18 protein-coding genes and 1 tRNA gene are annotated in these 23,253 nt (G+C 73.1%); 13 read left to right on the forward strand and 6 right to left on the reverse strand.

Annotated features, from left to right (window positions below):
* Positions 1 to 1,224 precede the first annotated feature (1,224 nt).
* Positions 1,225 to 1,932, forward strand: coding sequence for a hypothetical protein (locus ACSNOA_RS16990; protein WP_436659476.1), 708 nt, complete (start codon positions 1,225 to 1,227; stop codon positions 1,930 to 1,932).
* Positions 1,933 to 1,986: 54 nt separating this feature from the next.
* On the opposite strand, the gene ACSNOA_RS16995 is transcribed toward ACSNOA_RS16990, so the two are convergent.
* A complete protein-coding gene (locus ACSNOA_RS16995) occupies positions 1,987 to 3,354 on the reverse strand; it encodes an alpha/beta hydrolase family protein (RefSeq protein WP_436659477.1) in 1,368 nt (455 codons plus the stop codon).
* Positions 3,355 to 3,636: 282 nt separating this feature from the next.
* Between ACSNOA_RS16995 and ACSNOA_RS17000 the strand changes: the two genes are divergently transcribed.
* Positions 3,637 to 3,978 carry a MazG-like family protein gene (locus ACSNOA_RS17000; RefSeq protein WP_436659479.1) on the forward strand — a complete coding sequence of 114 codons (342 nt, stop codon included), beginning with the start codon at positions 3,637 to 3,639 and terminating at the stop codon, positions 3,976 to 3,978.
* A 536-nt stretch (positions 3,979 to 4,514) separates the two neighbouring features.
* Positions 4,515 to 5,108, forward strand: coding sequence for a hypothetical protein (locus ACSNOA_RS17005; protein WP_436662327.1), 594 nt, complete (start codon positions 4,515 to 4,517; stop codon positions 5,106 to 5,108).
* 64 nt (positions 5,109 to 5,172) lie between these two features.
* Here the strand turns inward: ACSNOA_RS17005 and ACSNOA_RS17010 are convergent, their stop codons facing one another.
* Together ACSNOA_RS17010 and ACSNOA_RS17015 are read right to left on the reverse strand one after the other, a co-directional pair.
* Positions 5,173 to 6,615: an MFS transporter gene (locus tag ACSNOA_RS17010; protein ID WP_436659480.1), complete on the reverse strand. Its 1,443-nt coding sequence runs from the start codon at positions 6,613 to 6,615 to the stop codon at positions 5,173 to 5,175.
* Between the two features lie 83 nt (positions 6,616 to 6,698).
* Positions 6,699 to 6,935, reverse strand: coding sequence for a hypothetical protein (locus tag ACSNOA_RS17015; RefSeq protein WP_436659482.1), 237 nt, complete (start codon positions 6,933 to 6,935; stop codon positions 6,699 to 6,701).
* Between the two features lie 159 nt (positions 6,936 to 7,094).
* On the opposite strand from ACSNOA_RS17015, the gene ACSNOA_RS17020 reads away from it, so the two are divergent.
* Positions 7,095 to 8,255 carry a geranylgeranyl reductase family protein gene (locus tag ACSNOA_RS17020; protein WP_436659484.1) on the forward strand — a complete coding sequence of 387 codons (1,161 nt, stop codon included), beginning with the start codon at positions 7,095 to 7,097 and terminating at the stop codon, positions 8,253 to 8,255.
* 227 nt (positions 8,256 to 8,482) lie between these two features.
* The gene (locus ACSNOA_RS17025) at positions 8,483 to 8,668 is read left to right on the forward strand and encodes a hypothetical protein (protein WP_436659485.1); all 186 of its coding nucleotides are present in this window, start codon (positions 8,483 to 8,485) and stop codon (positions 8,666 to 8,668) included.
* Positions 8,669 to 8,808: 140 nt separating this feature from the next.
* Here the strand turns inward: ACSNOA_RS17025 and ACSNOA_RS17030 are convergent, their stop codons facing one another.
* Entirely contained in the window at positions 8,809 to 10,593 is a 1,785-nt protein-coding gene (locus tag ACSNOA_RS17030) for a bifunctional metallophosphatase/5'-nucleotidase (protein ID WP_436659487.1), read from the reverse strand.
* Positions 10,594 to 10,768: 175 nt separating this feature from the next.
* Between ACSNOA_RS17030 and ACSNOA_RS17035 the strand changes: the two genes are divergently transcribed.
* Complete coding sequence (locus ACSNOA_RS17035; protein ID WP_436659489.1) at positions 10,769 to 11,671, forward strand: SDR family oxidoreductase; 903 nt, start codon at positions 10,769 to 10,771, stop codon at positions 11,669 to 11,671.
* A gap of 60 nt (positions 11,672 to 11,731) precedes the next feature.
* Here ACSNOA_RS17035 and ACSNOA_RS17040 read toward each other — a convergent pair whose 3' ends face one another.
* Both ACSNOA_RS17040 and ACSNOA_RS17045 read right to left on the reverse strand, forming a co-directional pair.
* Positions 11,732 to 12,391 (reverse strand): nucleotidyl transferase AbiEii/AbiGii toxin family protein, encoded by a 660-nt coding sequence (locus ACSNOA_RS17040; protein WP_436659490.1) that lies wholly within the window; start codon positions 12,389 to 12,391, stop codon positions 11,732 to 11,734.
* Positions 12,388 to 12,729: a hypothetical protein gene (locus ACSNOA_RS17045; RefSeq protein WP_436659492.1), complete on the reverse strand. Its 342-nt coding sequence runs from the start codon at positions 12,727 to 12,729 to the stop codon at positions 12,388 to 12,390. Before ACSNOA_RS17045 ends, ACSNOA_RS17040 begins: the two co-directional genes overlap by 4 nt.
* A gap of 744 nt (positions 12,730 to 13,473) precedes the next feature.
* Here ACSNOA_RS17045 and ACSNOA_RS17050 point away from each other — a divergent pair.
* From ACSNOA_RS17050 to selB, 7 genes are all read left to right on the forward strand, one after another.
* Complete coding sequence (locus tag ACSNOA_RS17050) at positions 13,474 to 14,070, forward strand: hypothetical protein (RefSeq protein WP_436662329.1); 597 nt, start codon at positions 13,474 to 13,476, stop codon at positions 14,068 to 14,070.
* A 402-nt stretch (positions 14,071 to 14,472) separates the two neighbouring features.
* Positions 14,473 to 17,742, forward strand: a complete 3,270-nt coding sequence (gene fdh / locus ACSNOA_RS17055; RefSeq protein WP_436659494.1) for a formate dehydrogenase — start codon at positions 14,473 to 14,475, stop codon at positions 17,740 to 17,742.
* Entirely contained in the window at positions 17,735 to 18,781 is a 1,047-nt protein-coding gene (locus tag ACSNOA_RS17060; RefSeq protein ID WP_436662330.1) for a 4Fe-4S dicluster domain-containing protein, read from the forward strand. The genes fdh and ACSNOA_RS17060 overlap by 8 nt, the downstream gene beginning before the upstream one ends.
* Positions 18,782 to 18,948: 167 nt before the next feature.
* Complete coding sequence (gene nrfD / locus ACSNOA_RS17065; RefSeq protein WP_436662332.1) at positions 18,949 to 19,959, forward strand: NrfD/PsrC family molybdoenzyme membrane anchor subunit; 1,011 nt, start codon at positions 18,949 to 18,951, stop codon at positions 19,957 to 19,959.
* Between the two features lie 56 nt (positions 19,960 to 20,015).
* Positions 20,016 to 20,111: transfer RNA gene (locus ACSNOA_RS17070), tRNA-Sec, on the forward strand.
* A 21-nt stretch (positions 20,112 to 20,132) separates the two neighbouring features.
* Positions 20,133 to 21,440 carry an L-seryl-tRNA(Sec) selenium transferase gene (gene selA / locus ACSNOA_RS17075; protein ID WP_436659497.1) on the forward strand — a complete coding sequence of 436 codons (1,308 nt, stop codon included), beginning with the start codon at positions 20,133 to 20,135 and terminating at the stop codon, positions 21,438 to 21,440.
* Position 21,441: 1 nt separating this feature from the next.
* Positions 21,442 to 23,196: a selenocysteine-specific translation elongation factor gene (gene selB / locus ACSNOA_RS17080; RefSeq protein WP_436659499.1), complete on the forward strand. Its 1,755-nt coding sequence runs from the start codon at positions 21,442 to 21,444 to the stop codon at positions 23,194 to 23,196.
* Positions 23,197 to 23,253 lie beyond the last annotated feature (57 nt).

A 23,253-nucleotide genomic window follows, 5' to 3' on the forward strand; every position in this document is an offset into this window, starting at 1 on the left:
CGGCGGGCGTGTGCTCGGGCCGGGTCCGTGTGTAACGACCGGCGGCCCGCCGTCATTCCGGGGGCTGGCGGCCCGCGTCTGCGGGCTGCTTCCTCGGCCGTCGGGGATAGTCAACGCCTCCGACCCGCCGACGATTCCGGCCCCACGGTGCGACCGGTCACACCCCCAACCGGACAACGCCAGCCAGTCGGCGTGAGCGGTCGAAGACTGAACCGGACAGCCGTTCGCAAACACCCCACGGCCGCCGCTGGCCGACGGTTCTGAGATACGGGCCTGTCCCGGGCCGCCGTCGGCGAACCCGACACCGTCGAACCGGTGAGCAGCGGGGCAACCGCGAACCAGGCATTTCCCCAGCCGATCCGCGTGAGCAGGAGCGAGGGCAACCGGCGGACCGCACAATCACCCGGTCGACCCGCGTGAGGAGTGAGGGCACGGCGAACCGGACATTCGGCCTCAGCGGCGACCCGCCGGAGCATGATCGGCTCGACTTCCCGGAAGTCGCGGTGTCGACCAGGGCCGGACACCGCGACATCAGGGAAACGGAGTCGATCAAGACCGCCCGCGCCGGGCGATCGTGCCCCGCGAGCTTGATCGACACCGCTTCGCCGATGTGGCGGTATCCCTGCGGCCCGGACACCGCCACATCGCCGACCTGGTGACGATCAAGGGGCGAGGACCCGCCACATCGCCGACCTGGTGACGATCAAGGGGCGCGGACCCGCCACATCGCCGGAATGGCGTCGATCAAGGGGCGAGGACCCGCCACATCGCCGGAATGGCGTCGATCAAGGGCCGGCCGGGCCGCGCCGCCGTCATGCCGTGGGCGCGCCACGGGCCACGCGACGGGCCAGACGATCCGGACACCGCCACCTCGCCGTAACGGTGCCGATCAACGAGGACGCGACCCCGATCGACTCGCCGTCCCCGGAAGACGCGGCGTCGGGCGGCGGTTGAGTACCGCGCCGTACCCCGGGCGCCGAGCCGATCACTGCTCAGAGGAAAAGCGGCCCGGCTGGGCGGTTTTCGCCCCCGCCGCGACGCCCGTCCCGGGCCTCGCCGTGACCGGGATCCCAGCCGACCCCCACCCGGTCATATCCGGAATGACCGACACGCCAAGCTGGTTGAGTTTCCCGTACCGCCCGAGCCCAAACCCATTTCCGGTGCGGACCTCCCCCGAGGAGCGCTCATCCCGGAGCGCTCCGCACGATCGAAAGGGCAACCATCGTGAAGCTCGACTTCAGCCGATGGCTCCCCGCCATCGCGAAGGATTCCTACCGCAAGACCGCACTGAGCGTGGTGGGCGTGGCCGCGATCGGTGGCCTCGCATTCGGGCCGACCGCGGTAGCCGCTCCCGTCACGAGCGGCCCCCTCGACGGCGCCATGGCCGCCGTGGACCTCGCCACCGGCAAGCCCGGGGCGGACAGGCACGACCCCTCGACCGAGTCGGGTCTGACCACCGGTTCCCGGGACGGCAGGCCGGCCGCCGGCAAGCCGAGCCGGAGCCAGCTGGTCCCGCACGGTGTCGAGGGCGCCCAGTCGCGTATCCCGCTCGACGACGCCCAGCTCTCCAACGCCAAGGCCATCGTCAAGGCCGCCAAGAAGACCGGCGTGGGTGAGCGGGGCGCGGTGATCGGTGTCGCCACGTCGCTGCAGGAGTCGAAGCTGTACAACCTCGGCCACCTGGGCGCGTACAACGACCACGACTCGCAGGGCCTGTTCCAGCAGCGCCCGTCGTCGGGTTGGGGCACCCCTGACCAGGTCACCGACCCGGACTACGCGTCCAGCGCGTTCTTCAACGCCTTGAAGAACGTGGACGGCTGGCAGGACATGCCGCTGACCAACGCCGCGCAGACCGTCCAGGTCTCGGCGTACCCGTTCGCGTACGCGCAGTGGGAGGACCAGGCGGCGGACATCGTCCAGCAGGTCTGGTGAGCATGGAAAGCGGCCGGTCCCGAACGGGGCCGGCCGCTTCCGTCTGCCCGGATCTCAGCAGGCGGGGTAGAGGCGGCGGGTGCCGACGCCGGCGGCGTACGCGGCCCGGTCGCTGAACCGGCAGCCGTAGTTCGCCCCGGCCACCACCGCCGGGTCGGTCACGGTGTCGCCGGCCGGCCGCGCGCCGGTGCGTACCCAGGAGACGAGGTCGTCCCAGGCGGCGCCGGCCTCCGCGGGCGTGAACTCGCAGTGCTGCGCGGCGCGGATCGCCCGCTGCACGAGCAGCCGGCTCCGGCCGTGTCGTGCCACGTCCTGGGCGTACGCCTGCTCCATCGAGAACGGTACGAACAGGTCACCGAGGTCGTGGAGGCTGAGCACCGGCGCGGTGGGCCGTCCCGCGACGCGCGGCACCTCGGTCAACGTGGGCAGCAGTCGCTGCCGTAGGTTCTCCGGGGCCACCCGCCGGACGCTCGCGTTCACGTCGACGGGACTGTTCGGTGCGTACCGCGTGAACAGGTTCGTGGAGAGCTGGCCGGGACGCTCGGCGGGGGAGTCGCCGCCGCTGGTGACGCTGATCGAGAAGAGGAAGTCCTTCCACACGGCGAAGGCCGCGGTGGCGCCGGGACGCGGGCCACCGGAACGGTTGACGGTGATGTCCCGCAGCTGCTTGCCCCGCGCGTTGGTGGTGTCCGGCCCGGTGGGGGTGAGACCGGTCAGGCCGAGGGCCGCCTGGATCCGGGGCACCGCGTTGGTGAGGTAGTCGGCGGGCGTCGGGTACGCGGGCACGCCGGCGAGCGCCTGCGCGACCAGGTTGTAGTCGAGGAAGAAGTCGAGCAGCGTCTGGTCGCCGAGCACCCCGCACATGGGCAGCGCCCCGTCGTAGAAGCCCGGGTACTGCTCGAGGGAACGGGCGATGATGTAGCCACCCATCGACACCCCGGCCAGGTACGTCCGATGGGGACGCTTGACCGTCCGCGCGAAGTGGTCGGCGAGGTCCTTGGTGCCGAGTACCCCGGACCGGATGTCGAACCCGTTGCGGTCGTACGACGAGGCGGCCCACGCGTACCCCTGCTCGAGCAGGCGCTGGCGCAGCCCGAAGCCGGGCGTCTCGGTGGTGAGGACCTTCTCCTGGCCGCGGTAGCCGTGCGCCCACAGGACGAGGTCGCCGTTCCACCGGGCGGGCACCTCGATGATGTAACCGGCGTGGCGGTACACGCCCTGCCGTACCGTCGTGGGCTTCCCGCCGACGACCAGCGGCGCGAGCGGCGGGTTCTCGATGGTGTAACCGGGCAGTGGCCGCGTACCGTCGCCGTCTGCGCCGGAGGCGGCGGCGGGCGCGGCGCCGGCGAGCCCGACCACGACGGCCAGGGTCGCGGCGGCGGAGAGAACGCGGCGGAGGGTGCGGGCGGACGAGGACAGCATCGTGCTCCCCCTCGGACGGTGCCGCCCACCGGGGGCGACCAGGCGGATGCCTACCGGCCGGTAGCGCCCTGAACCTAGGACGGCCGTCGAGCGCTGTCAATGGGATCCTGACTCGGGTGTCAGGTGGCTCTCGAGCGCCGCGGCCTCCGCGCCGCCGATCGCGTTCTGCGTCGCGCGGGGCCGGGCCACGTCGCAGGGCACCTCCCAGACGGTACGACCGGAGACCGCCACCGCGTCGTCCCCGTGTACGCGCCCCGCGGGCCGTCCGGTTCACTGGGCGGCGTGGACGACTTCACGGCGAGAGACGGTGGCGGAACGGTGTGGGCGGCGGCGCGGGCGGCCCGCGCCTGGCTGGACGCTGCCAACGGCACCGGGGACGCGGAACTCACCTGCCGTCTCCTCAAGCTCACCGAGGAGGCGGGGGAGGTGGCGGGCGCCTGGATCGGCCTGCTCGGGCAGAACCCCCGCAAGGGCGTCACCCACACCCGGGAGGACGTGGCCGCGGAGTTGGCGGACGTCGCATTCACCGCGCTCGTGGCGATCGAGAGTCTGGGCCTGGACGCGCGCGCCGTGCTCGACCGGTGCGCCGCGAAGGTGCAGGACCGCCTCCACCCTCCGGGCTGAGGGGTCGCCGGCCGTCCCGTCCCGACCGCCTTGATCGTCACCATTCCGGCGATGTGGCGGTGTCCGGGCCGTCGGGATACCGCCAGTTCGGTGAAACGGAGTCGATCATGTCCGGCCGGGCCGCTTGGGGCGCGTGGGGCCTGTGTCCGGTTGGGGTTCGGTGCGGCCGTGTCGTCTGGCCGGTCTTGCCCGGTTTGACGGTGTGACCGGTGGCATCGTGGGGCCGGAATCGCCGCCGGGTCGGGGGCGTTGACTAACCCCGACGGCCGAGGAAGCAGCCCCGCAGACGCGGGCGGCCAGGCCCCGGAATGATGGCGGGCCGCCGGTCGTTACACATGGACCCGGCGCGGTGGAGCACCCCCGCCCACCCGTGCCGTTCCCCCGGGCGTTAGCCACCCCCCAAGGGCACGCCCGCACAGACTTTCTGTTTCACGAAAGGGCGCCTCTGTTGGTGCTCACACCCGCCCACACACAGCCGCCCCCCGAGGCGTGTGGGTGTCTCACCCCCAAAGGAGCTTTCCCCCATGAACACCATCATGAAGAACACGATGCTGCGTAAGAGCGTGCTGGGTATCGCTGGTCTGGCGTTCACCACCGGTGTCGCCGCCGGCCCCATCGCCGCCCACGCCGCCCCGAGTCACGACATGAAGCCCGTCGCCGTGGTGCAGGCCGACAAGCCGGCCGTGGACAAGGCCAAGCTGATCCCGCACGGCACCCAGGGCGCCCAGTCGCACATCGCCCTGGACGACGAGCAGACCAACAACGCCAAGGCCATCATCGCCGCGACGAAGAAGTCCGGCCTCGACGAGCGGGCCGCGGTCATCTCCATCGCCACCAGCCTGCAGGAGTCCAAGCTGGAGAACCTGGGTCACCTCGGTGACGCCAACGACCACGACTCGCTGGGCCTGTTCCAGCAACGCCCGAGCTCGGGTTGGGGCACGCCGGAGCAGATCACCGACCCCGAGTACTCCACCATGGCCTTCCAGAAGGGCCTCAAGCAGATCGACGGCTGGCACGACATGCCCCTCACCGAAGCCGCGCAGACGGTACAGGTCTCCGCCTACCCCGACGCGTACGCCCAGTGGGAACAGCAGGCCGCCGACCTCGTCGCCCAGTACTGGAACAGCTGACCCATCCGATCACCGGCCGGGTCCCCACCACGGGGACCCGGCCGGTGGCATGTCCGGACCCGGATCAGGAGTGTCGACGACCGAGGATGATGTCGACGATTGCGGCGATCAGGCCCAGGGCGATGATCACGGTGGCCATCATGAGGGACTGCTCGAACGCGGTCGTCCAGTTGCCGTGGCTGCTGGCGAGCGCGGCGAAGAAGACCGACCCGACGGCCGCGATGCCGGCGGCCGATCCGATCCGCTGTCCGGTCTGCAGCATGCCGGCTCCGCTGCCGGCCTGCGGCACCGGAACCTCGGCGAGGGTGAGCGTCTGGTTGGGCGCGATGACGAAGCCGCTGCCGATGCCGGCGAGGAGCAGCGGACCGGCGGTCACCCAGGGCACCGGCGCGTCGGGGAACAGGCGCAGGGTGAGCCCGGTGCCGGCGAGACCGAGCACCACGGCGAGGAGCCCGATGGCGACGAGGGGACGCCCGAATCGGTTCACGATCCGTCCGCCGAGCGCCGAGGCGGCTGCCGAGCCGAGCGCGAACGGGGTGATGGCGAGGCCGGCGACGAGTGGGCTGTACCCGTGCCCGTTCTGAAGGAAGAGCGTGAAGATGAAGAAGATGGCCGTGAACCCGCCGAAGTAGATCAGGGCGATGAGCGAGCCCAGCGTGTACGACCGGAACTCGAACAGCCGCAGGTCGAACAGCGGCTGCCGCTGTCGCGAGTACCGCCGTTCCCACGCGGCGAAGCCGGCGAGGACGAGCAGGCCGGCCGGGATGAGCGCCCACTTCCACAGCCCGTGCCACTGCTGCTCCTGTACGAGCGGCAGCAGCACGAGCAGCACCCCGATGCCGAGCAGCGCCACCCCGACGGGGTCGAGTCGGTGCTGGTCGCCGTGGCCCTTCGCCCGGCTCGGCAGCAGCCGCCAGCCGAGGATGACGGCGACGATGCCGACCGGCACGTTGACGAAGAAGACGTACCGCCAGCCGTGCTCCGGCCCGCCGAGCGCGATGAGCAGCCCGCCGAGCAGGGGGCCGACCGCCGTGGAGATGCCGATGGTGGCGCCGAGCAGCCCGAACGGCCGGGCGCGTTCCGGCCCACGGAACATCTCCTGGATGACTCCGGTGACCTGGGGGTTCACGATGCCGGCGGCGGCGCCCTGGAGGAGCCGGGCGACGACCAGCCAGGCGGCGGACGGGGCGAGGCCGGCCAGCGCGCTGGTGACGGTGAACAGCGCGATGCCGAAGACGAACGCGTTGCGCCGGCCGCGGGCGTCGCCGAAACGCCCGGCGGGCACCAGGGCGAGGCCGAAGGTCAGGGCGTACCCGGAGAGCACCCACTGCAGGTCGCTGGGGGAGGCGTGCAGGGCGCGGTCGAGGGACGGCACCGCCACGTTGACGATGCTGACGTCGAGCAGCGTCATGAACGCGGCGACCAGGCCGACGCCGAGCGCCCGCCAGCGTCGCCGGTTCTCGGCCGGGTCGATGTCGGCCGGTTGCGGCGCACCCGCCGCGCTCATCGTGCCCCCCGTTGACCGTCGATCATGCATTCCTGACCGCTACCCCGGTCACCGGGGGGCGAATCGTCGTGGACGGTCGCCGGTCACGCCATCTGGCGGGCGCAGAACCGCGGGCCGAAGTCGAGCCCGGCCATCGGGGAGTCCTCCCGGTGCAGCAGGTTCTTCTCGGTGAGCAGGTGCAGCGGCGCCTGCAGCTCTTCCTGGGTGAGGCCGGACTCCTCGGCGATCATGTCGGGGTACGGCACCTGGCCGCGAGCCTCCAGCGCCGTGACGGCCTGGTACACCCGTTCCTCGATGTCCGACAGTTGCACCTGCTGCATCGCTTCCTCCTCGGCTCCCGTACGCGTTCGCGCAGGTGGTTGCGCTGCGCCGGTTACCCCCTGCGTGACCGAAGATGCCCACCCGATCGTGGGGTGAGCGCTCGTTCCGGCGGGCCCGCCGCCAACCGTCGCGGCCGTCCGGTGCCCTAGGCTGCTCCCGTGATCGTCTGGGACCTCGCCGTGGTGGGAGGCGGCCCCGCGGGGCTCTCCGCCGCGCACGCCGCCGCCCGCGCGGGCGTACGCACGCTGGTCGTCGAGCGGGCCGCGCACCCGCGTTACAAGACGTGCGGGGGCGGTCTGATCGGCACCTCGTTGGCCGCCGTCGAGGGCCGGATCGAGGTGCCGGCGCACGACCGGACGGCTCGGGTGACGTTCACGTGGGACGGGCGGCGTGGGTTCACCCGCCGGCACGGCGGTCCACTCGTGACCATGGTGCGCCGCGAGGAGTTCGACGACCGGCTGCGGGCGGCCGCGGTGGCCGCCGGGGCCGAGGTCCGCGAACGGGTCGCGGTCCGGGCGATCGAGCAGGACCCGGAGGGCGTACGCCTGCGGCTGGCCGACGGCACGACCGTGCGGGCCCGGACGGTGATCGGGGCGGACGGCTCGTCCGGGGTGACCGCCCGGCACGTGGGTGTCACGTACCGGCAGGTGGACCTGGGCCTCGAGGTGGAGCTGGAGGTGCCGCGGGAGGAGCAGGAGCGGTGGCGTGGGCACGTCCTGCTCGACTGGGGGCCGCTGCCGGGGTCGTACGCCTGGGTGTTTCCCAAGGGTGACCGGCTCACCGTCGGCGTCATCGCGGCGCGGGGCGAGGGGGAGCGGACGCGGGAGTACCTGCGGCGGTTCGTCGACCGGCTGGGGCTGGCCGACGCGCCGGCCGCGCACGACTCCGGGCACCTGACGCGTTGCCGCACCGAGGATTCGCCGCTGCGCCGCGGCCGGGTGCTGGTCGTGGGCGACGCCGCGGGCCTGCTCGAGCCGTGGAGCCGGGAGGGGATCAGCTTCGCGCTGCGCTCGGGCGCGCTGGCGGGGGAGGCGGTGGCGCGGAGGGACCTGGCCGGGTACGAGCGGGCGGTCGCCGAGCGGCTGCTGCCGCCGATGCGGGCCGGTCACCGGCTGCTCGACCTGTTCTCGCGCCGGCCGGGGGTCTTCCACGCGCTGGTGGCCACGCCGCCGGGCTGGCGGATGTTCGTGCGGTTCTGCCAGGGGCGGGCCAGCTTCGACGAGGCGCTCGGGCGCCCGTCGGTACGCGCCGTCCTGGCCATGCTGGAGCGCCTTCCGGCGTCCCGGTCGCCGGGCGGGTCGGCGCGCCCGCAGTCCTGAGAGCTCATCCGAAAGCTCGTGCCCGCTCGGAGCGGCGAGCCTCAGCGCTGGCGACCCTTCCGATAAACCAGGATCCTAGGATGCCGTACGCGGTGTGACGCGCCCGCCGGAAAGCGGGGGAGCCCCGAGTCCCTCCGGCCTCCCGGCCGAACCGGCGACGACGGAACGGACGGTCCCGCGGGTCACCTCGACGGCGCGAGAATGGTCGTGGCCGAGGGAGGTGGCCGATGGACGAGACGTGTGACGAACCGCGGTTCACCGACGAGGAGTACGCCTTCCTGCGGCACGTCCGGTTCGGTGAGCTGCCGCCGGCCGTACGCCCCGAGGACCGGGTGGAGCTGACCGAGACCGACCCGGACCGGGGCCGTCCGCGCGACAGTCCGGAACGCTGGGACCTGCGGCACGGCGCGTGAGCCTCGCCAGGGCCGGCCGCGGAGCGCGGGCCGGCCCCGGAGCATGATCGGGCCGCGGGACAGCCCGTAGAACGCGGAACGGGCCGCGGGCGTCTCCGCCCGCGGCCCGTCGCTGCGTTGCCGTCAGAAGAGCGCTGCCGTCAGAAGACCGGCACGCCCTCGCGCACGAGCCGCCAGTTCGGCTGGAAGAAGTCGGCCGGGTCGATGGTGCCCTTGGCCTGCGCCCAGTCGATCAGCAGCTGGCGGATCTCCTGCTGCTCGTTGTACACCTGGGTCTTCACGATGCCGGGGAAGTTCCCGCCGCCGCTGCGCCGGTAGTTGTTGACCGCCACCACGAACTGCGCGTCGTCCGCCACCGGCGTGTCCGTGCCGGGCAGCACGAGGCGGGTGATCCGCTGGCCGACCGGCTTCGAGATGTCGATGTCGTAGTCGACGCCGGAGAGCGCGTCGTAGTTGTAGTCCGGCACCGACGGGTCGCTGATGGTCTCGAGGTCGACCGGGGCGCCCGGCGCGAGGGTGGTGAAGTACTTCGCCGAGTACTCCAGGTACGCCCGCACCTCGGCGCCGGTCAGCACGACCGCCTCCAGGGTGTTGTCGAAGACGTAGAGCCCCGCCACGTCGCGGATCTTCACGTCGCCGGCGGGGAAGACCGCCGTGCGGCTGAACGGCGAGGCCTGGGACAGCACCGGCAGGTCGGCGTACGGGGTGCCGGCGAGGGCCTTGGTGACCGTCTCGGCCTGGACGTGGTTGATGAAGTCCAGGATGGGCGTGTCCTTGTACCGCGACTCCACCGTGGACATCTCGACGGTGGCCTGCGCCACGACCTGGTTCACGTACGCCACGGTCTTCTGGTGCTGGGCGCGCACGGCGGCCAGGACCTTCGGGTCCTCGACCACGGTGTTCGTGTTCAGCATCGTGGCGGACTTCCGGGTGATCGTCCACCGGCCGTGCTCGCGGGCCAGCGTGAAGTCCATCCGGGTGAGCCGCTGGCCCCACTTCGACGGCTCGGAGAGCAGCACCTGCGCCCCGGTCCGTTCGTTGGTCACGAACCGCTCGACGACCTCGTTGTGGGCGTGACCGAAGAGGATCGCGTCGATGCCCGGCACCTGCTGGGCGATGAGCGCCACCGGGTTCTCGTTCGGCAGCTCCGGCCCGTAGCTGGAGGTGCCGCTGTCGCCGCCGTGCGCCGAGATGAGCACGATGTCGGCGCCCCGGGCGCGCATGATCGGCACGTACTTCGCCGCGGTCGCGACCATGTCGTCGAAGCGGAGCTTGCCCTCGACGTTGCCCCGGTCCCAGATGGCCACGCCGGGGTTGGTGAGACCGAGGATGCCGACCCGCAGGGTCGGCGCCGCGAAGCCGAGGGAGACCTTCTTGATGACGTACGGCAGGAAGGCCGGCTTGCCGGTCTTCACGTTGACGGCGTTGGCGGCCAGGGCCGGGAAGCCGAGCTGGCGGATCCAGCGGTCCAGCAGGGGCAGACCGTAGTTGAACTCGTGGTTGCCCAACGTGACGGCGTCGTAGTCGATGATGTTCATGGCCCGCGCCATCGGGTGCTTCTCACCGGTGGTGGTGATCGGCTCCTGCTTGGCGTAGAAGGTGGCCAGCGGGGTGCCCTGGATCGTGTCGCCGGCGTCGAGCACGAGCGTGGCCTTGCCGCGACGCTCGGCCCGGATCTGGTTGATCAGGGTGGCCAGCTTCGCGACGCCGATGTCGTTGTGCTTGCTGTCGTCGTACTCGGCGTCGCGGTAGTAGTCCCAGTTGTAGACGTTGCCGTGGGTGTCCGAGGTACCCAGGAGGGTGAGGTCCCAGGTGCGTGGCCGCGCGGCCGCCTCGGCCGGGGCGGCGGCGACGAGCGGTGCGGCCGCCGCCGCGGCGGCGGCGACGAGCACCTGACGGCGCGACGGGCCGGAGGGAGAGGTCATGACGTGCCCTTCCATGGGGGTGGACGCGCCTCGTGGGCGCCTCGCGCACCATAACGACCGCTTGTCACTCCCGCCACGGCAGCCCCGGCGTTCTCGTTTCTCCGGGCGACCGGAGGGTACGGCCGTCGGGGACCGGATCCACGCGGACCGGATCCGCAGGTGCGAGGAGACAGCGGTGAGTGAGGACCAGTACACCCAGCAGGACCCGACCAGGCAGTACGGCCAGCAGTCCGGCCAGCCCGGCCAGCAGCAGTCGCCGCCGGGGGCGACGGGGGAGATGACGCCGAAGCCGGATCACGGCGAGGAGTCGTACCGGGGCAGCGGCAAGCTCCAGGGCAAGCGCGCGGTGATCACCGGAGGTGACTCGGGCATCGGCCGGGCCATCGCGATCGCGTTCGCCCGGGAGGGCGCCGACGTGCTGATCTCGTATCTGGGCGAGGAGGAGGACGCCGACGCCCGGGAGACGGTGCGGCTGGTCGAGGAGGCGGGCCGCCGTGGCGTCGCCGTGCGCGGCGACCTCACCGACGAGGAGCACTGCCGCCACCTGGTCGAGCGGGCGCTGAGCGACCTGGGCGGCATCGACATCCTGGTCAACAACGCGGCGTACCAGATGGCGCAGGACAAGGGCATCCTCGGCATCAGCACCGAGCAGTTCGACCGGGTCCTCAAGACGAACCTGTACGCGATGTTCTGGCTCTGCAAGGCGGCCGTCCCGCACCTGCCGAAGGGGTCGGCCATCATCAACACCACGTCGATCCAGGCGTTCGACCCGTCGCCGCAGCTGCTCGACTACGCCACCACGAAGGCGGGGATCGCGAACTTCACCAAGGCTCTCGCCGCGGACCTCGCCGAGCAGGGCATCCGGGTGAACGCCGTGGCGCCCGGCCCGATCTGGACGCCGCTGATCCCGGCGACCATGCCGGAGGAGCAGGTGAAGGAGTTCGGCAAGGACACCCCGATGGGTCGCCCCGGGCAGCCCGCCGAGCTGGCCCCCGCGTACGTCTTCTTCGCCTCGCAGGAGTCGAGCTACGTCACGGGGGAGATCCTGGGCGTCACGGGCGGCCGCCCCACCAAGTGACGTCCGTTGGCCGCCGCCGGCGGCTCCGGGTGACCACCCGGGGCCGCCGGGCGTGGGCGGTCAGCGGGGCCAGGCCGCGAGGCGTTCGCGGACGCGGGTGACGGCCGCGGCGTCGAGACCGTAGCGGGCGAACCGCTGGGCGGGGATGCGGTCCAGGTAGCGGCCCGCGGCGCGGACGTCCTCCGGGTCCAGCGCCGGGTCGACCTGGCGGGCGAGCGCCAGCAGCTCCGCCACGTCGTAGTGGTCGAGGGCGGCCGAGACGTCGATGTAGTCGCGCACCTCACGCCGGTTGACCAGGGCAGCGATCTTGTTGGCCACCAGGTCGCGCACGTCCATCACCGGCCCGAGGTCCATGACCACGGGGCTGCGGTGCCGGTCGAGGCGGGCCAGGCTCAACCGGATCTGCCGGCCGTCCCGGCTCACCACGAAGTCCTTCATGTCCTGCCCGTACCCGTCGAAGAGGTCGCCGAGGTCGCCGTCCGGGTCGGCGTCGGCGACGTCGAAACCCGCGCGCTCCAGCGCCGTACGCACACCGGCCGCGGCCGCCGCGGCGGCGCCCTCCACGTCGGCGAAGAGATCCACGTCCTCGGTGGGGCGGGCCACCAGCCCGTGTGCCGCCCAGGCCACGCCCCCGCCGAGCACGAACCGGTGCGGGCCGGCCGCCGTGAGGGCCACCCGGGCCACCTCGCGGTAGAAGTCGTGCAGGTGCGGGGTGTTCACGCCGTACGCAGTGCGCGGTGGCGACTCTCCCACGCCTGGCGCACGCCGCGGGGCAGGTTCAGCAGCCGCCACACCCGGCGCAGGGTGCGCCCGTCGACCAACTGGCGAAGGTCCTCCGCGCGGGTGGTCTCGCGCAGCACGTTCTCGTACAGCCAGAGCAGCTGGTCCGGGTCGCCGAGGTCGAACGTGCGGTCCGCGTTCCACATCAGCCGTACCGGAAGCTCGACGACACCGCGGGTGGGACCGGTGAGCTCCGTGAGGGTGCGGGTGACGACGGCGGGGCGACCCGGGCGGGCCAGGAAGGCCACGCCGGCGACGGTGGGTGAGGCGCCCTGCATGGTGTCAGGGTAGCGCCCGCCGGGGCGATCGCGCGCGTACCGACCCCGGGGGCGGCGGCGCGGACGCCCGGGGGATGCCCCTGGGCCCCCTTGATCCACACCGTTCCGCCGATGTGGCGAGGTCCGACGGTGTTGATCGACTCGTCTTCCTTGATGTCGCGGTGTCCGCCCGGGATTGATACCGCGCCTTCCTGGAAGTGGAGTCGATCATGCCTCCGCCGGTCGGTGGGCGGGGGTGGATGTCCGGTTCAGTGCCCGGCGGGCTTGCCGGTGTGCCCGGCCCGTCCGCGAGCGGCCGGTCGTGTGGGCTGTCTAGGGCCGGGTGTCCGGTTCGGTTCTCACCCGGTCACGTCGGCTGGGCGGTGGTGCCCGGTTTGGGGGTGTGACCGGTGGCATCCCGGGGCCGGAATCGTCGGCGGGTCGGGGGCGTTGACTACCCCCGACGGCCGAGGAAGCAGCCCCGCAGACGCGGGCGGCCAGGCCCCGGAATGATGGCGGGCCGCCGGTCGTTACACATGGACCCGGCGCGGTGGAGCACCCCCGCCCACCCGCGCTGGACACGGTCAGCGTGAGACCGCCCCCGCGAGTTCTCACCGACCCTCCCGGACGTAAGCCATCCCAGGCACGCCCGGTCACAGACTTTCCGAGCGCCTCTGCTGGTGCTCACACCCGCCCACACACAGCCGCCCCCCGAGGCGTGTGGGTGTCTCACCCCCAAAGGAGCTTTCCCCCATGAACACCATCATGAAGAACACGATGCTGCGTAAGAGTGTGCTGGGTATCGCTGGTCTGGCGTTCACCACCGGTGTCGCCGCCGGCCCCATCGCCGCCCATGCCGCCGCCCCGAGTCATGACATGAAGCCCGTCGCTGTGGTGCAGGCTGACAAGCCGGCCGTGGACAAGGCCAAGCTGATCCCGCACGGCACCCAGGGCGCCCAGTCGCACATCGCCCTGGACGACGAGCAGACCAACAACGCCAAGGCCATCATCGCCGCGACGAAGAAGTCCGGCCTCGACGAGCGGGCCGCGGTCATCTCCATCGCCACGAGCCTGCAGGAGTCGAAGCTGGAGAACCTGGGTCACCTGGGTGACGCCAACGACCACGACTCGCTGGGCCTGTTCCAACAGCGCCCGAGCTCGGGTTGGGGCACGCCGGAGCAGATCACCGACCCCGAGTACTCCACCATGGCCTTCCAGAAGGGCCTCAAGCAGATCGACGGCTGGCACGACATGCCGCTGACCCAGGCCGCGCAGACGGTACAGGTCTCCGCCTACCCCGACGCGTACGCCCAGTGGGAACAGCAGGCCGCCGACCTCGTCGCCCAGCACTGGAACAGCTGACAACCACACAAGCACGCAACGACCGCTGGCCGGCACCCCGCGAGGGTGCCGGCCAGCGGCGTTTCGGCAGGTGGGAACAAGCGGGGGCGTGGGTAGGTTGTGTGGGGTGTCGGTGTGCCCAGTGTCCCCGGGCCTCACCTGATAACTGCCGTCGCGGAATACCGTTCGGCTGGAGCCGCGTTCGTGCCACGCGCCGAGAGGCGACCTGCACACCGACACCCCAGCGCCGCCCCGAGCCACCCGGCTCGGGGCGGCGCTGTCTGTCCGCGCCTCCCACGATAGGGCTACGTGGCCGCACGGAAACCGAAGCGAGATCGGAAATCCGTGGGCTCTGGTCGCGGGGCGGCGCCGGCTGGCTTATGTTCATGGGGTCGGCGTCGACGGTCGGAGGGAGGTGTCGCGGTGGGTCTGCGTACCTTCATCGAGGGCTGGCCGGTGTACCGGCAGCTCGCCGGCACCGACCCGCTCGGGCGCGGCGCGGCGTCGCAGTCGGCTCGCTCGGCGGAGTTGACGGCGCGCACGGAGACGGCCGACAGCATGGCGCGGTCGGTGTGCCCGTACTGCGCGGTCGGCTGCGGGCAGAAGGTGTTCGTCAAGGACGGGCGGGTCACCCAGATCGAGGGTGACCCGGACAGCCCGATCTCCCGCGGCCGGTTGTGTCCGAAGGGCGCGGCCAGCAAGAGCCTGGTGACGAGCCCGCTGCGCCAGACCAAGGTCCGCTACCGCCGGCCGTACGGCACGGAGTGGGAGGATCTGGATCTCGACGTCGCGCTCGACATGATCGCCGACCGGGTGCTCGCCGCGCGCGAGGAGACCTGGGAGGACGTCGACGACGAGGGCCGGCCGCTCAACCGCACGCTGGGCATCTCCAGCCTCGGCGGGGCGACGCTGGACAACGAGGAGAACTACCTCATCAAGAAGCTGTTCACGGCGATGGGGGCGCTCCAGATCGAGAACCAGGCCCGTATTTGACACTCCGCAACCGTCCCCGGTCTGGGGACCAGCTTCGGTCGCGGTGGCGCCACGGACTTCCAGCAGGACGTCGCCAACGCTGACGTCGTCGTCATCCAGGGCTCGAACATGGCCGAGGCCCACCCGGTGGGTTTCCAGTGGGTGATGGAGGCGAAGCTCCGCGGCGCCAAGGTCTTCCACGTGGACCCGCGGTTCACCCGCACGAGCGCGCTGGCCGACACGTACCTGCCGATCCGGGCGGGCACGGACATCGCCCTGCTCGGCGGGGTGGTGCGCTACATCCTGGAGAACGAGCTGGACTTCCGGGAGTACGTGCTGGCGTACACGAACGCGGCGACGATCGTCACCGACGAGTTCGTCGACGCCGAGGACGGTGACGGCATCTTCTCCGGCTTCAACCCGGAGACCGGGGCGTACGACCAGATGAGCTGGCAGTACGCGGGGCAGGAGGACACCTCCGGGTCGAGCGACACCAGCGAGGAGCGGGAGACCGCGGCCGGGCTGCGCCACGAGTCGCACGGGGCGCCGATAGAGGGTCGTACGCAGCGGGACGACACGTTGCAGCATCCGCGCTGCGTCTACCAGATCCTGAAGCGGCACTACGCGCGCTACACGCCGGAGATGGTGGAGCGGATCTGCGGCATCCCGCAGGAGAAGTTCCTCGAACTGGCCCGGGCGTGGACGGAGAACTCCGGCCGGGAGCGCACCGGCGTGCTCATCTACTCGGTGGGCTGGACGCAGCACAGCGTCGGTGTGCAGTACATCCGCACCGGTGCGATCATCCAGACCCTGCTGGGCAACATCGGCCGCCCCGGTGGCGGCGTGCTGGCCCTGCGCGGGCACGCGAGCATCCAGGGCTCGACGGACATCCCGACGCTGTTCAACCTGCTGCCCGGCTACCTGCCGATGCCGCACCACGCGAACCACGTGACGTTCGACGACTGGGCGAACAGCATCCGCCACCCGGGGCAGAAGGGCTTCTGGGGCAACGCCCGCGCCTACTGCGCGAGCCTGCTGAAGGCGTACTGGGGTGACGCGGCCACGCCGGAGAACGACTTCTGCTACGGCTACATGCCGCGGATGACCGGCGACCACGGCACCTACCAGCAGGTGCTCAACATGATCGACGGCAAGGTGAAGGGCTACTTCCTGCTCGGTCAGAACCCGGCCGTGGGCTCGGCGCACGGCCGCGCCCAGCGGCTCGGCATGGCCAACCTGGACTGGCTCGTGGTCCGCGACCTGTTCATGATCGAGAGCGCCACGTTCTGGAAGAACGGCCCGGAGGTGGCCACCGGCGAGATCGTGCCGGAGGAGTGCCGCACGGAGGTGTTCTTCCTGCCCGCCGCGTCGCACGTGGAGAAGGAGGGCACGTTCACGCAGACGCAGCGGATGCTCCAGTGGCGCGAGAAGGCCGTGGAGCCGCCGGGCGACGCCCGCTCGGAGCTGTGGTTCTTCTACCACCTGGGTCGGAAGCTGCGGGAGAAGCTGGCCGGCTCGGACAAGCCACGCGACCGGGCGCTGCTCGACCTGAACTGGAACTACCCGACGCACGGGCCGCTGGAGGAGCCGAGCGGCGAGGCGGTGCTCTACGAGATCAACGGGTACGACGTGGCCACCGGTCGCCCGCTCGGCGGGTTCACCGAGTCCAAGGACGACGGCTCGACGGCGATGGGCTGCTGGATCTACAGCGGCGTGTACGCCGACGGGGTGAACCAGGCCGCGCGCCGCAAGTCCCGCCACGAGCAGAACTGGGTGGCCGGGGAGTGGGGCTGGGCGTGGCCGGCGAACCGCCGGACGCTGTACAACCGCGCCTCCGCCGACCCGCAGGGCCGGCCGTGGAGCGAGCGGAAGAAGTACGTCTGGTGGGACGAGGAGAAGGGCGAGTGGACCGGCTACGACGTGCCGGACTTCGAGAAGACGAAGCCGCCGTCGTACCGGCCGGAGCCGGGCACGTCGGGGCCGGCGGGGATCGCCGGCGACGACGCGTTCGTGATGCAGGGCGACGGGAAGGCCTGGCTGTACGCGCCGAGCGGGGTCGTGGACGGGCCGATGCCGACGCACTACGAGCCGGCCGAGTCGCCGCTGCGCAACCCGCTGTACGGGCAGCAGGCCAACCCGACCCGCAAGGTGTACACGCACCCGGTGAACTCGGTGAACCCGAGCCCGCCGGAGGAGCACTCCTCGGTGTTCCCGTACGTGTTCACGGTCAGCCGGCTCACCGAGCACCACACGGCGGGCGGGATGAGCCGGACGGTGCCGCCGCTGGCCGAGTTGCAGCCGGAGATGTTCGTGGAGGTGTCCCCGGAGCTGGCCGCGGAGGTGGGCCTCACGCATCTGGGCTGGGCGCACCTGGTCAGCGGCCGCGCCGTGATCGAGGCGAAGGCGCTCGTCACCGACCGGCTCACCCCGTTGCGGGTGGACGGCCGGGTGATCCACCAGATCTGGCTGCCGTACCACTTCGGTTTCGAGGGGCTGGTCACCGGCGACTCGGCCAACGACCTGTTCGGGATCACCCTCGACCCGAACGTGCTGATCCAGGAGAGCAAGGTGGGCACGTGCGACATCCGGCCCGGCCGCCGGCCCACCGGCGCGGCCCTGCTCGAGCTGGTCGAGGCCTACCGGCAGCGTGCCGGCATCGTGCCGGGCCGGCGCGCGCCGGTGGTCACCCCCGGCGTTGTGGAGACGCGCGATGATTCCTGACCGGAACAGCCTCTACGGCCCGCTCGACCCGGCACCGGAGGCCGGCTGGTCCGAGGCGCCGCCGCGGATGGGTTTCTTCACCGACACGAGCATCTGCATCGGCTGCAAGGCGTGCGAGGTGGCGTGCAAGGAGTGGAACGACGTCCCGACGTCCGGTCTGGACCTGCTCGGCATGTCGTACGACAACACGGGCGCGTTGACGGCGAACTCGTGGCGGCACGTCGCCTTCATCGAGCAGCCGCGCCCCGCGGGGCACCGCACGCCGCCGTTCGCCGGCAACCCGACCGACGGCCCGGTCAGCGCCGACTCGGCGGCGGTCGGCGCGACGACCGGCAACCCGACGGGCACCGATCCGGGGGTGCCGCCCGGTTCGCCGGAGGCGGCGGCGCGGATGGCCGCCGGGCCCGAGTTCCTGGGCATGCCCGGCTCGCAGCCGCCGGGGCGGGCGACCGGCGCGGAGACGCGCAGCGACTTCCGCTGGCTGATGATGTCCGACGTGTGCAAGCACTGCACGCACGCCGCCTGCCTCGACGTGTGCCCCACCGGCTCGCTGTTCCGCACCGAGTTCGGCACGGTGGTGGTGCAGGAGGACATCTGCAACGGCTGCGGTTACTGCATCTCGGCCTGCCCGTACGGGGTGATCGACCAGCGCAAGGGTGACGGCCGGGCGTGGAAGTGCACGCTCTGCTACGACCGCATCGGCGCCGACAAGACCCCGGCGTGCGCGCAGGCCTGCCCCACCGAGTCGATCCAGTACGGGCCGCTCGACGAGTTGCGGGAGCGGGCCGCGGCCCGGGTCGCCACCCTCCACGACCGGGGGGTGCCCGAGGCGCGGCTCTACGGTCACGACCCGACCGACGGCGTCGGCGGCGACGGCGCGTTCTTCCTGCTGCTCGACGAGCCGGAGGTGTACGGGCTGCCGCCGGACCCGGTGGTCACCACGCGGGACCTGCCGAAGATGTGGAAGCGGGCCGGCCTGGCCGCCCTTGCCATGGCGGCCGGCGCCGTGGTCGCGTTCGTGGGGGGTGGGTCGTCGTGAGTCCGGACCGGCCGGTCGGCGACCGGTTCCGCCGTTTTCGTGACCGCGTGGAGCGCGGCCGGCCGGACGCCGAGGGGCGGCCGGTCGAGGAGGGCACGCGGTCGACGAGCTTCCGGTCGTACGCGCCGCGCAGCGACGTCGAGGCGGCCGAGGCGGGCTTCGCGCCGGTGCCGGACCGGGACGCCCGGCCGGGGCGCCGCCGCGTCGGCCGCCGCGGCGGCGGGGAGGAACTGCGGGTCCCGGAGGCCGAATTCGTCTCGTACTACGGCCGCCCGATCCTCAAGCCGCCGGTGTGGAAGTGGGACATCGCGGCGTACCTGTTCACCGGCGGTCTCGCCGCCGGCTCGGCGCTGCTCGCGGCGGGCGGTCAGCTCACCGGCCGGCCGGCGCTGCGGCGCGCCGGGCGGGTGACGGCGCTCGCCGGGGTCACCGCCAGCACCGTGTTCCTGATCCGGGATCTCGGCCGGCCCGACCGCTTCCACCACATGCTGCGGGTGGCGAAGCTGACCTCGCCGATGTCGATGGGCACGTGGATCCTCACCGTGTTCGGGCCGGCGGCCGGGGTGGCCGCGGTCGCGGAGGCGGCGCCGTGGCTGCCCGAGCGGGGGCTGCCCGGTCTGGCCCGCCGGGCGTTGACCCCGCTGGGGCAGGTCGCCGGGCTGGCCGCGGCCGTGACCGCGCCGGCGCTGGCCACGTACACGGGGGTGCTGCTCGCCGACACGGCCGTGCCGTCGTGGCACGAGGCGTACCCGGAGCTGCCGGTGATCTTCGCGGGCAGCGCGCTGGCCAGCGGCGCCGGCGTCGGGCTGATCGCCGCGCCGCCGGGCGAGGCGGGGCCGGCGCGGCGGATGGCGGTGGCCGGCGCGGTGATGGAGCTCAGCGGGTCGCACCGGGTGGAGACACGCGTCGGCCTGCTCTCGGAGCCGTACCGCGTGGGCCGGCCGGGCCGGCTGCTGCGCGCCGGCCGGCTGCTCACGGCGGCCGGGGTGGTGGGCGCGCTCGTGGGCCGGCGCAGCCGGGCGGTGTCCGCGCTGTCGGGCGCCGCGCTGCTGGCCGCCTCGGTGGCGACCCGGTTCGGTGTCTTCTACGCGGGTGTGGCCTCCGCCCGCGATCCGAAGTACACGGTGGTGCCGCAGCGGGAGCGGGCGAACCGGCGGCGGGCCACCGACGCCGGCTGACCCCTCTTCTCGATCTCGCCGCGCAGCCGTGAGTGCGTTGTGGTCAAATACTCGGTGGAGGCGTTCAGGCGGCTGGTGCCCCTCCCGGTCTTCAAAACCGGTGTGGTCCGGGACCCGGGCCAGGCGGGTTCGATTCCCGTCCGTCTCCGCCAACCGCGGTAGGAGATGACGCGATGCGCGACGGGCACCCCGACCCGCGGCGTCGCGTACCCCGCACCGACCTGCTGCTCGCCGATCCGGCGTTGGCCGCCGCGGCGGCCGCGCTCGGCCGGGACCGGGTCAAGGCCGTCGTGGTCGCCGCGCAGGACCGGGCCCGCCGCGGGGAGATCAGCCCCGAGGGCGTACGCGACGCCGCCGTCGCGGCGCTGCCGGCGCCGGAGCCCCGCGCGGTGCTCAACGCCACCGGCGTGGTGCTGCACACGAACCTGGGTCGGGCCGCGCTGTCCCGCGCCGCGGTCGACGCGTTGGTCGCCGCCGCCGGGCACACGGACGTGGAGCTGGACCTGGTGACCGGCCGGCGTGCCCGCCGCGGCCGGGACGCGCTGGCCGCGCTGGCGGCCGCGGTGCCCGCCGCGGGGGCGGTGCACGTGGTGAACAACGGCGCGGCCGCGTTGGTGCTCGCGGCCACGGCGCTCGCCGCGGGCCGGGAGATCGTCGTGAGCCGGGGTGAGCTCGTCGAGATCGGCGACGGGTTCCGCCTGCCGGACCTGCTGGCCAGCACCGGTGCGCGACTGCGCGAGGTGGGCACCACCAACCGCACGACGCTGGCCGACTACGCCGCCGCGGTGGGTCCGCACACCGGGTTCGTGCTCAAGGTGCATCCGTCGAACTTCCGGGTCACCGGCTTCACCTCGGCCGTGGGCGTACGGGAGCTGGCGACGCTCGGCGTGCCGGTCGTCGCCGACATCGGCTCCGGGCTGCTCGCCCCCGACCCGCTGCTGCCCGACGAGCCGGACGCCGCCACGACTCTGCGCGCCGGCGCGCACCTGGTGACGGCCAGCGGCGACAAGCTGCTCGGCGGCCCGCAGGCCGGGCTGCTGCTCGGCACCGCCGACCTCGTGGAGCGGCTGCGGCGGCATCCGCTGGCCCGCGCGGTGCGGGTCGACAAGCTCACCCTCGCGGCGCTGGCGGCCACCCTGCACGGCCCGGCCACCCCCACCCGGGAGGCGCTGCACGCCGACCCGGGCGCGCTGCGCGCCCGGGTGGAGCGACTGCGTGACCGGCTCGGGGCGGACGGCTGCAAGGCCGAGGTGGTGCCGTCGGTGGCCGTGGTGGGCGGGGGCGGCGCGCCGGGCGTCGAGCTGGACTCGTGGGCGCTGAGCCTGCCCGAGCGGTACGCGGCGGCGCTGCGCACCGGGGCGACGCCGGTGCTGGGCCGGGTGGTGCGCGGGCGCCTCCTGCTGGACCTGCGCTGCGTGCCGCCGGAGGCCGACGACGTCGTACGCGCCGCCGTGCTGGCCGTGCCGAGGGAAGACGACTGACGTGTGGGTCGTCGCCACCGCGGGTCACGTCGACCACGGCAAGTCCACCCTCGTCCGGGCGTTCACCGGGATGGAACCGGACCGGTGGGCCGAGGAACGCCGCCGCGGCATGACCATCGACCTCGGCTTCGCCTGGACGACGCTGCCCTCCGGCGGCACCGTCGCCTTCGTCGACGTGCCCGGCCACGAGCGCTTCGTGCCCAACATGCTCGCCGGGGTCGGCCCGGTGCCGGCGGCCCTCATGGTGGTGGCCGCCGACGAGGGCTGGATGCCGCAGTCCGCCGAGCACCTGGCCGCGCTGGACGCGCTCGGCGTCGCGTACGGCCTGGTCGTGGTGACCCGCGCGGACCTGGCCGACCCGGGCCCGGCCATGCGGCGGGCCCGCGCCGAGCTGGCGGCGACCTCGCTGGGCGCCGTGGAGGCGGTCGCCGTCAGCGGCCTGACCGGGGCGGGCCTGCCGGGGCTGCGGGAGGCGCTGGACCGGCTCGCGGCGCGGCTGCCCGCCCCGGACGGCGACGGCCCGGTGCGGCTGTGGGTGGACCGCAGCTTCACCATCCGCGGCAGCGGCACGGTGGTCACCGGGACGCTGGGCGCCGGGCGGTTACGGGTCGGCGACGAGCTGGAGCTGGCCGGCAGCGGCGAACGGGTGCGGGTACGCGGCCTGCAGTCGCTCGGTGCGCCCCACGACGAGGTGGGCGCGGTGGCCCGGGTGGCGGTCAACCTGCGCGGCACGCCGCGGGACCGGCTCGCCCGCGGCGACGCGCTGCTGAGCCCGGCGCGGTTCCACCGCACGGAGGTGCTGGACGTCCGCGTCGCGGGCGACCCCGCCACGGACCTGCCGGCCACGCTCACCCTGCACGTCGGTTCGGCCGCGGTGCCGGTGCGGGTCCGGCCGCTCGGCCCGGACACGGCGCGGCTGCGGCTGGCCCGGCCGCTGCCGCTGCTCGTGGGCGACCGGGCGTTGCTGCGCGACCCGGGCCGCCAACACGTGGCCGGTGGGGTGACGGTGCTCGACGTGGCGCCGCCGCCGCTGGCCCGCCGCGGCGCCGCGGCGGCCCGCGCGACGGTCCTGGCGGGTCTGAACGGCCGGCCCGACCTGGCCGGGGAACTGCGCCGCCGCCGGCTCGTCCGGGCCGCGGACCTGACCCGGATGGGTGTCCCGGTCGACGCCCAGCCGGTGGCCGGCGACTGGCTCGCCGACCCGGGGCACTGGCGGCAGCTCGGCGTCCGCCTGGCCCAGGAGGTGGCCCGGCACGCCCGGGAGCACCCGCTGGAGCCCGGCGCGCCCGTGGAGGCGCTGCGGCAGCGGCTCGACCTGCCCGACCGGGCGCTCGTGGAGGCGCTCGTCCGGCCCCCGCTGCGGTTGCGTGGCGGCCGGGTCACGGCGGCCGAGGTGGACGCGCTGCCCGCACCGGTGGCGCGCGCGGTCCAACGCATCCGCGCCGAGTACGGCGACCGGCCGTTCCGGGCGCCGGAGGCGGACCGGCTCGCCGACCTGGGGTTGGGCCCGCGGGAGGTGGGCGCCGCGGTGCGGGCGGGCGCGCTGCTGCGGCTCGCCGAGAACGTGGTGCTCCTGCCCGACGTGCTCGACGAGGCGGTGCGGGTGCTGGCCAAGCTGCCCCAGCCGTTCACCCTCTCCGAGGCCCGGCGGGCGCTGGACACGACGCGTCGGGTGGCGGTGCCGCTGCTGGAGTTGCTGGACCGGCGTGGCGCGACGCGGCGGCTGCCCGACGACGCCCGGATCGTGGTGGGCTGAGGGCGGGGGCGGCGGGGAACCGACCGCGCCCACGCCGGCGGTCACCTACGGTGACGC

This window comes from Micromonospora sp. URMC 103 (assembly GCF_051386435.1).
In the GTDB taxonomy this organism is placed as follows: Bacteria; Actinomycetota; Actinomycetes; order Mycobacteriales; family Micromonosporaceae; genus Micromonospora.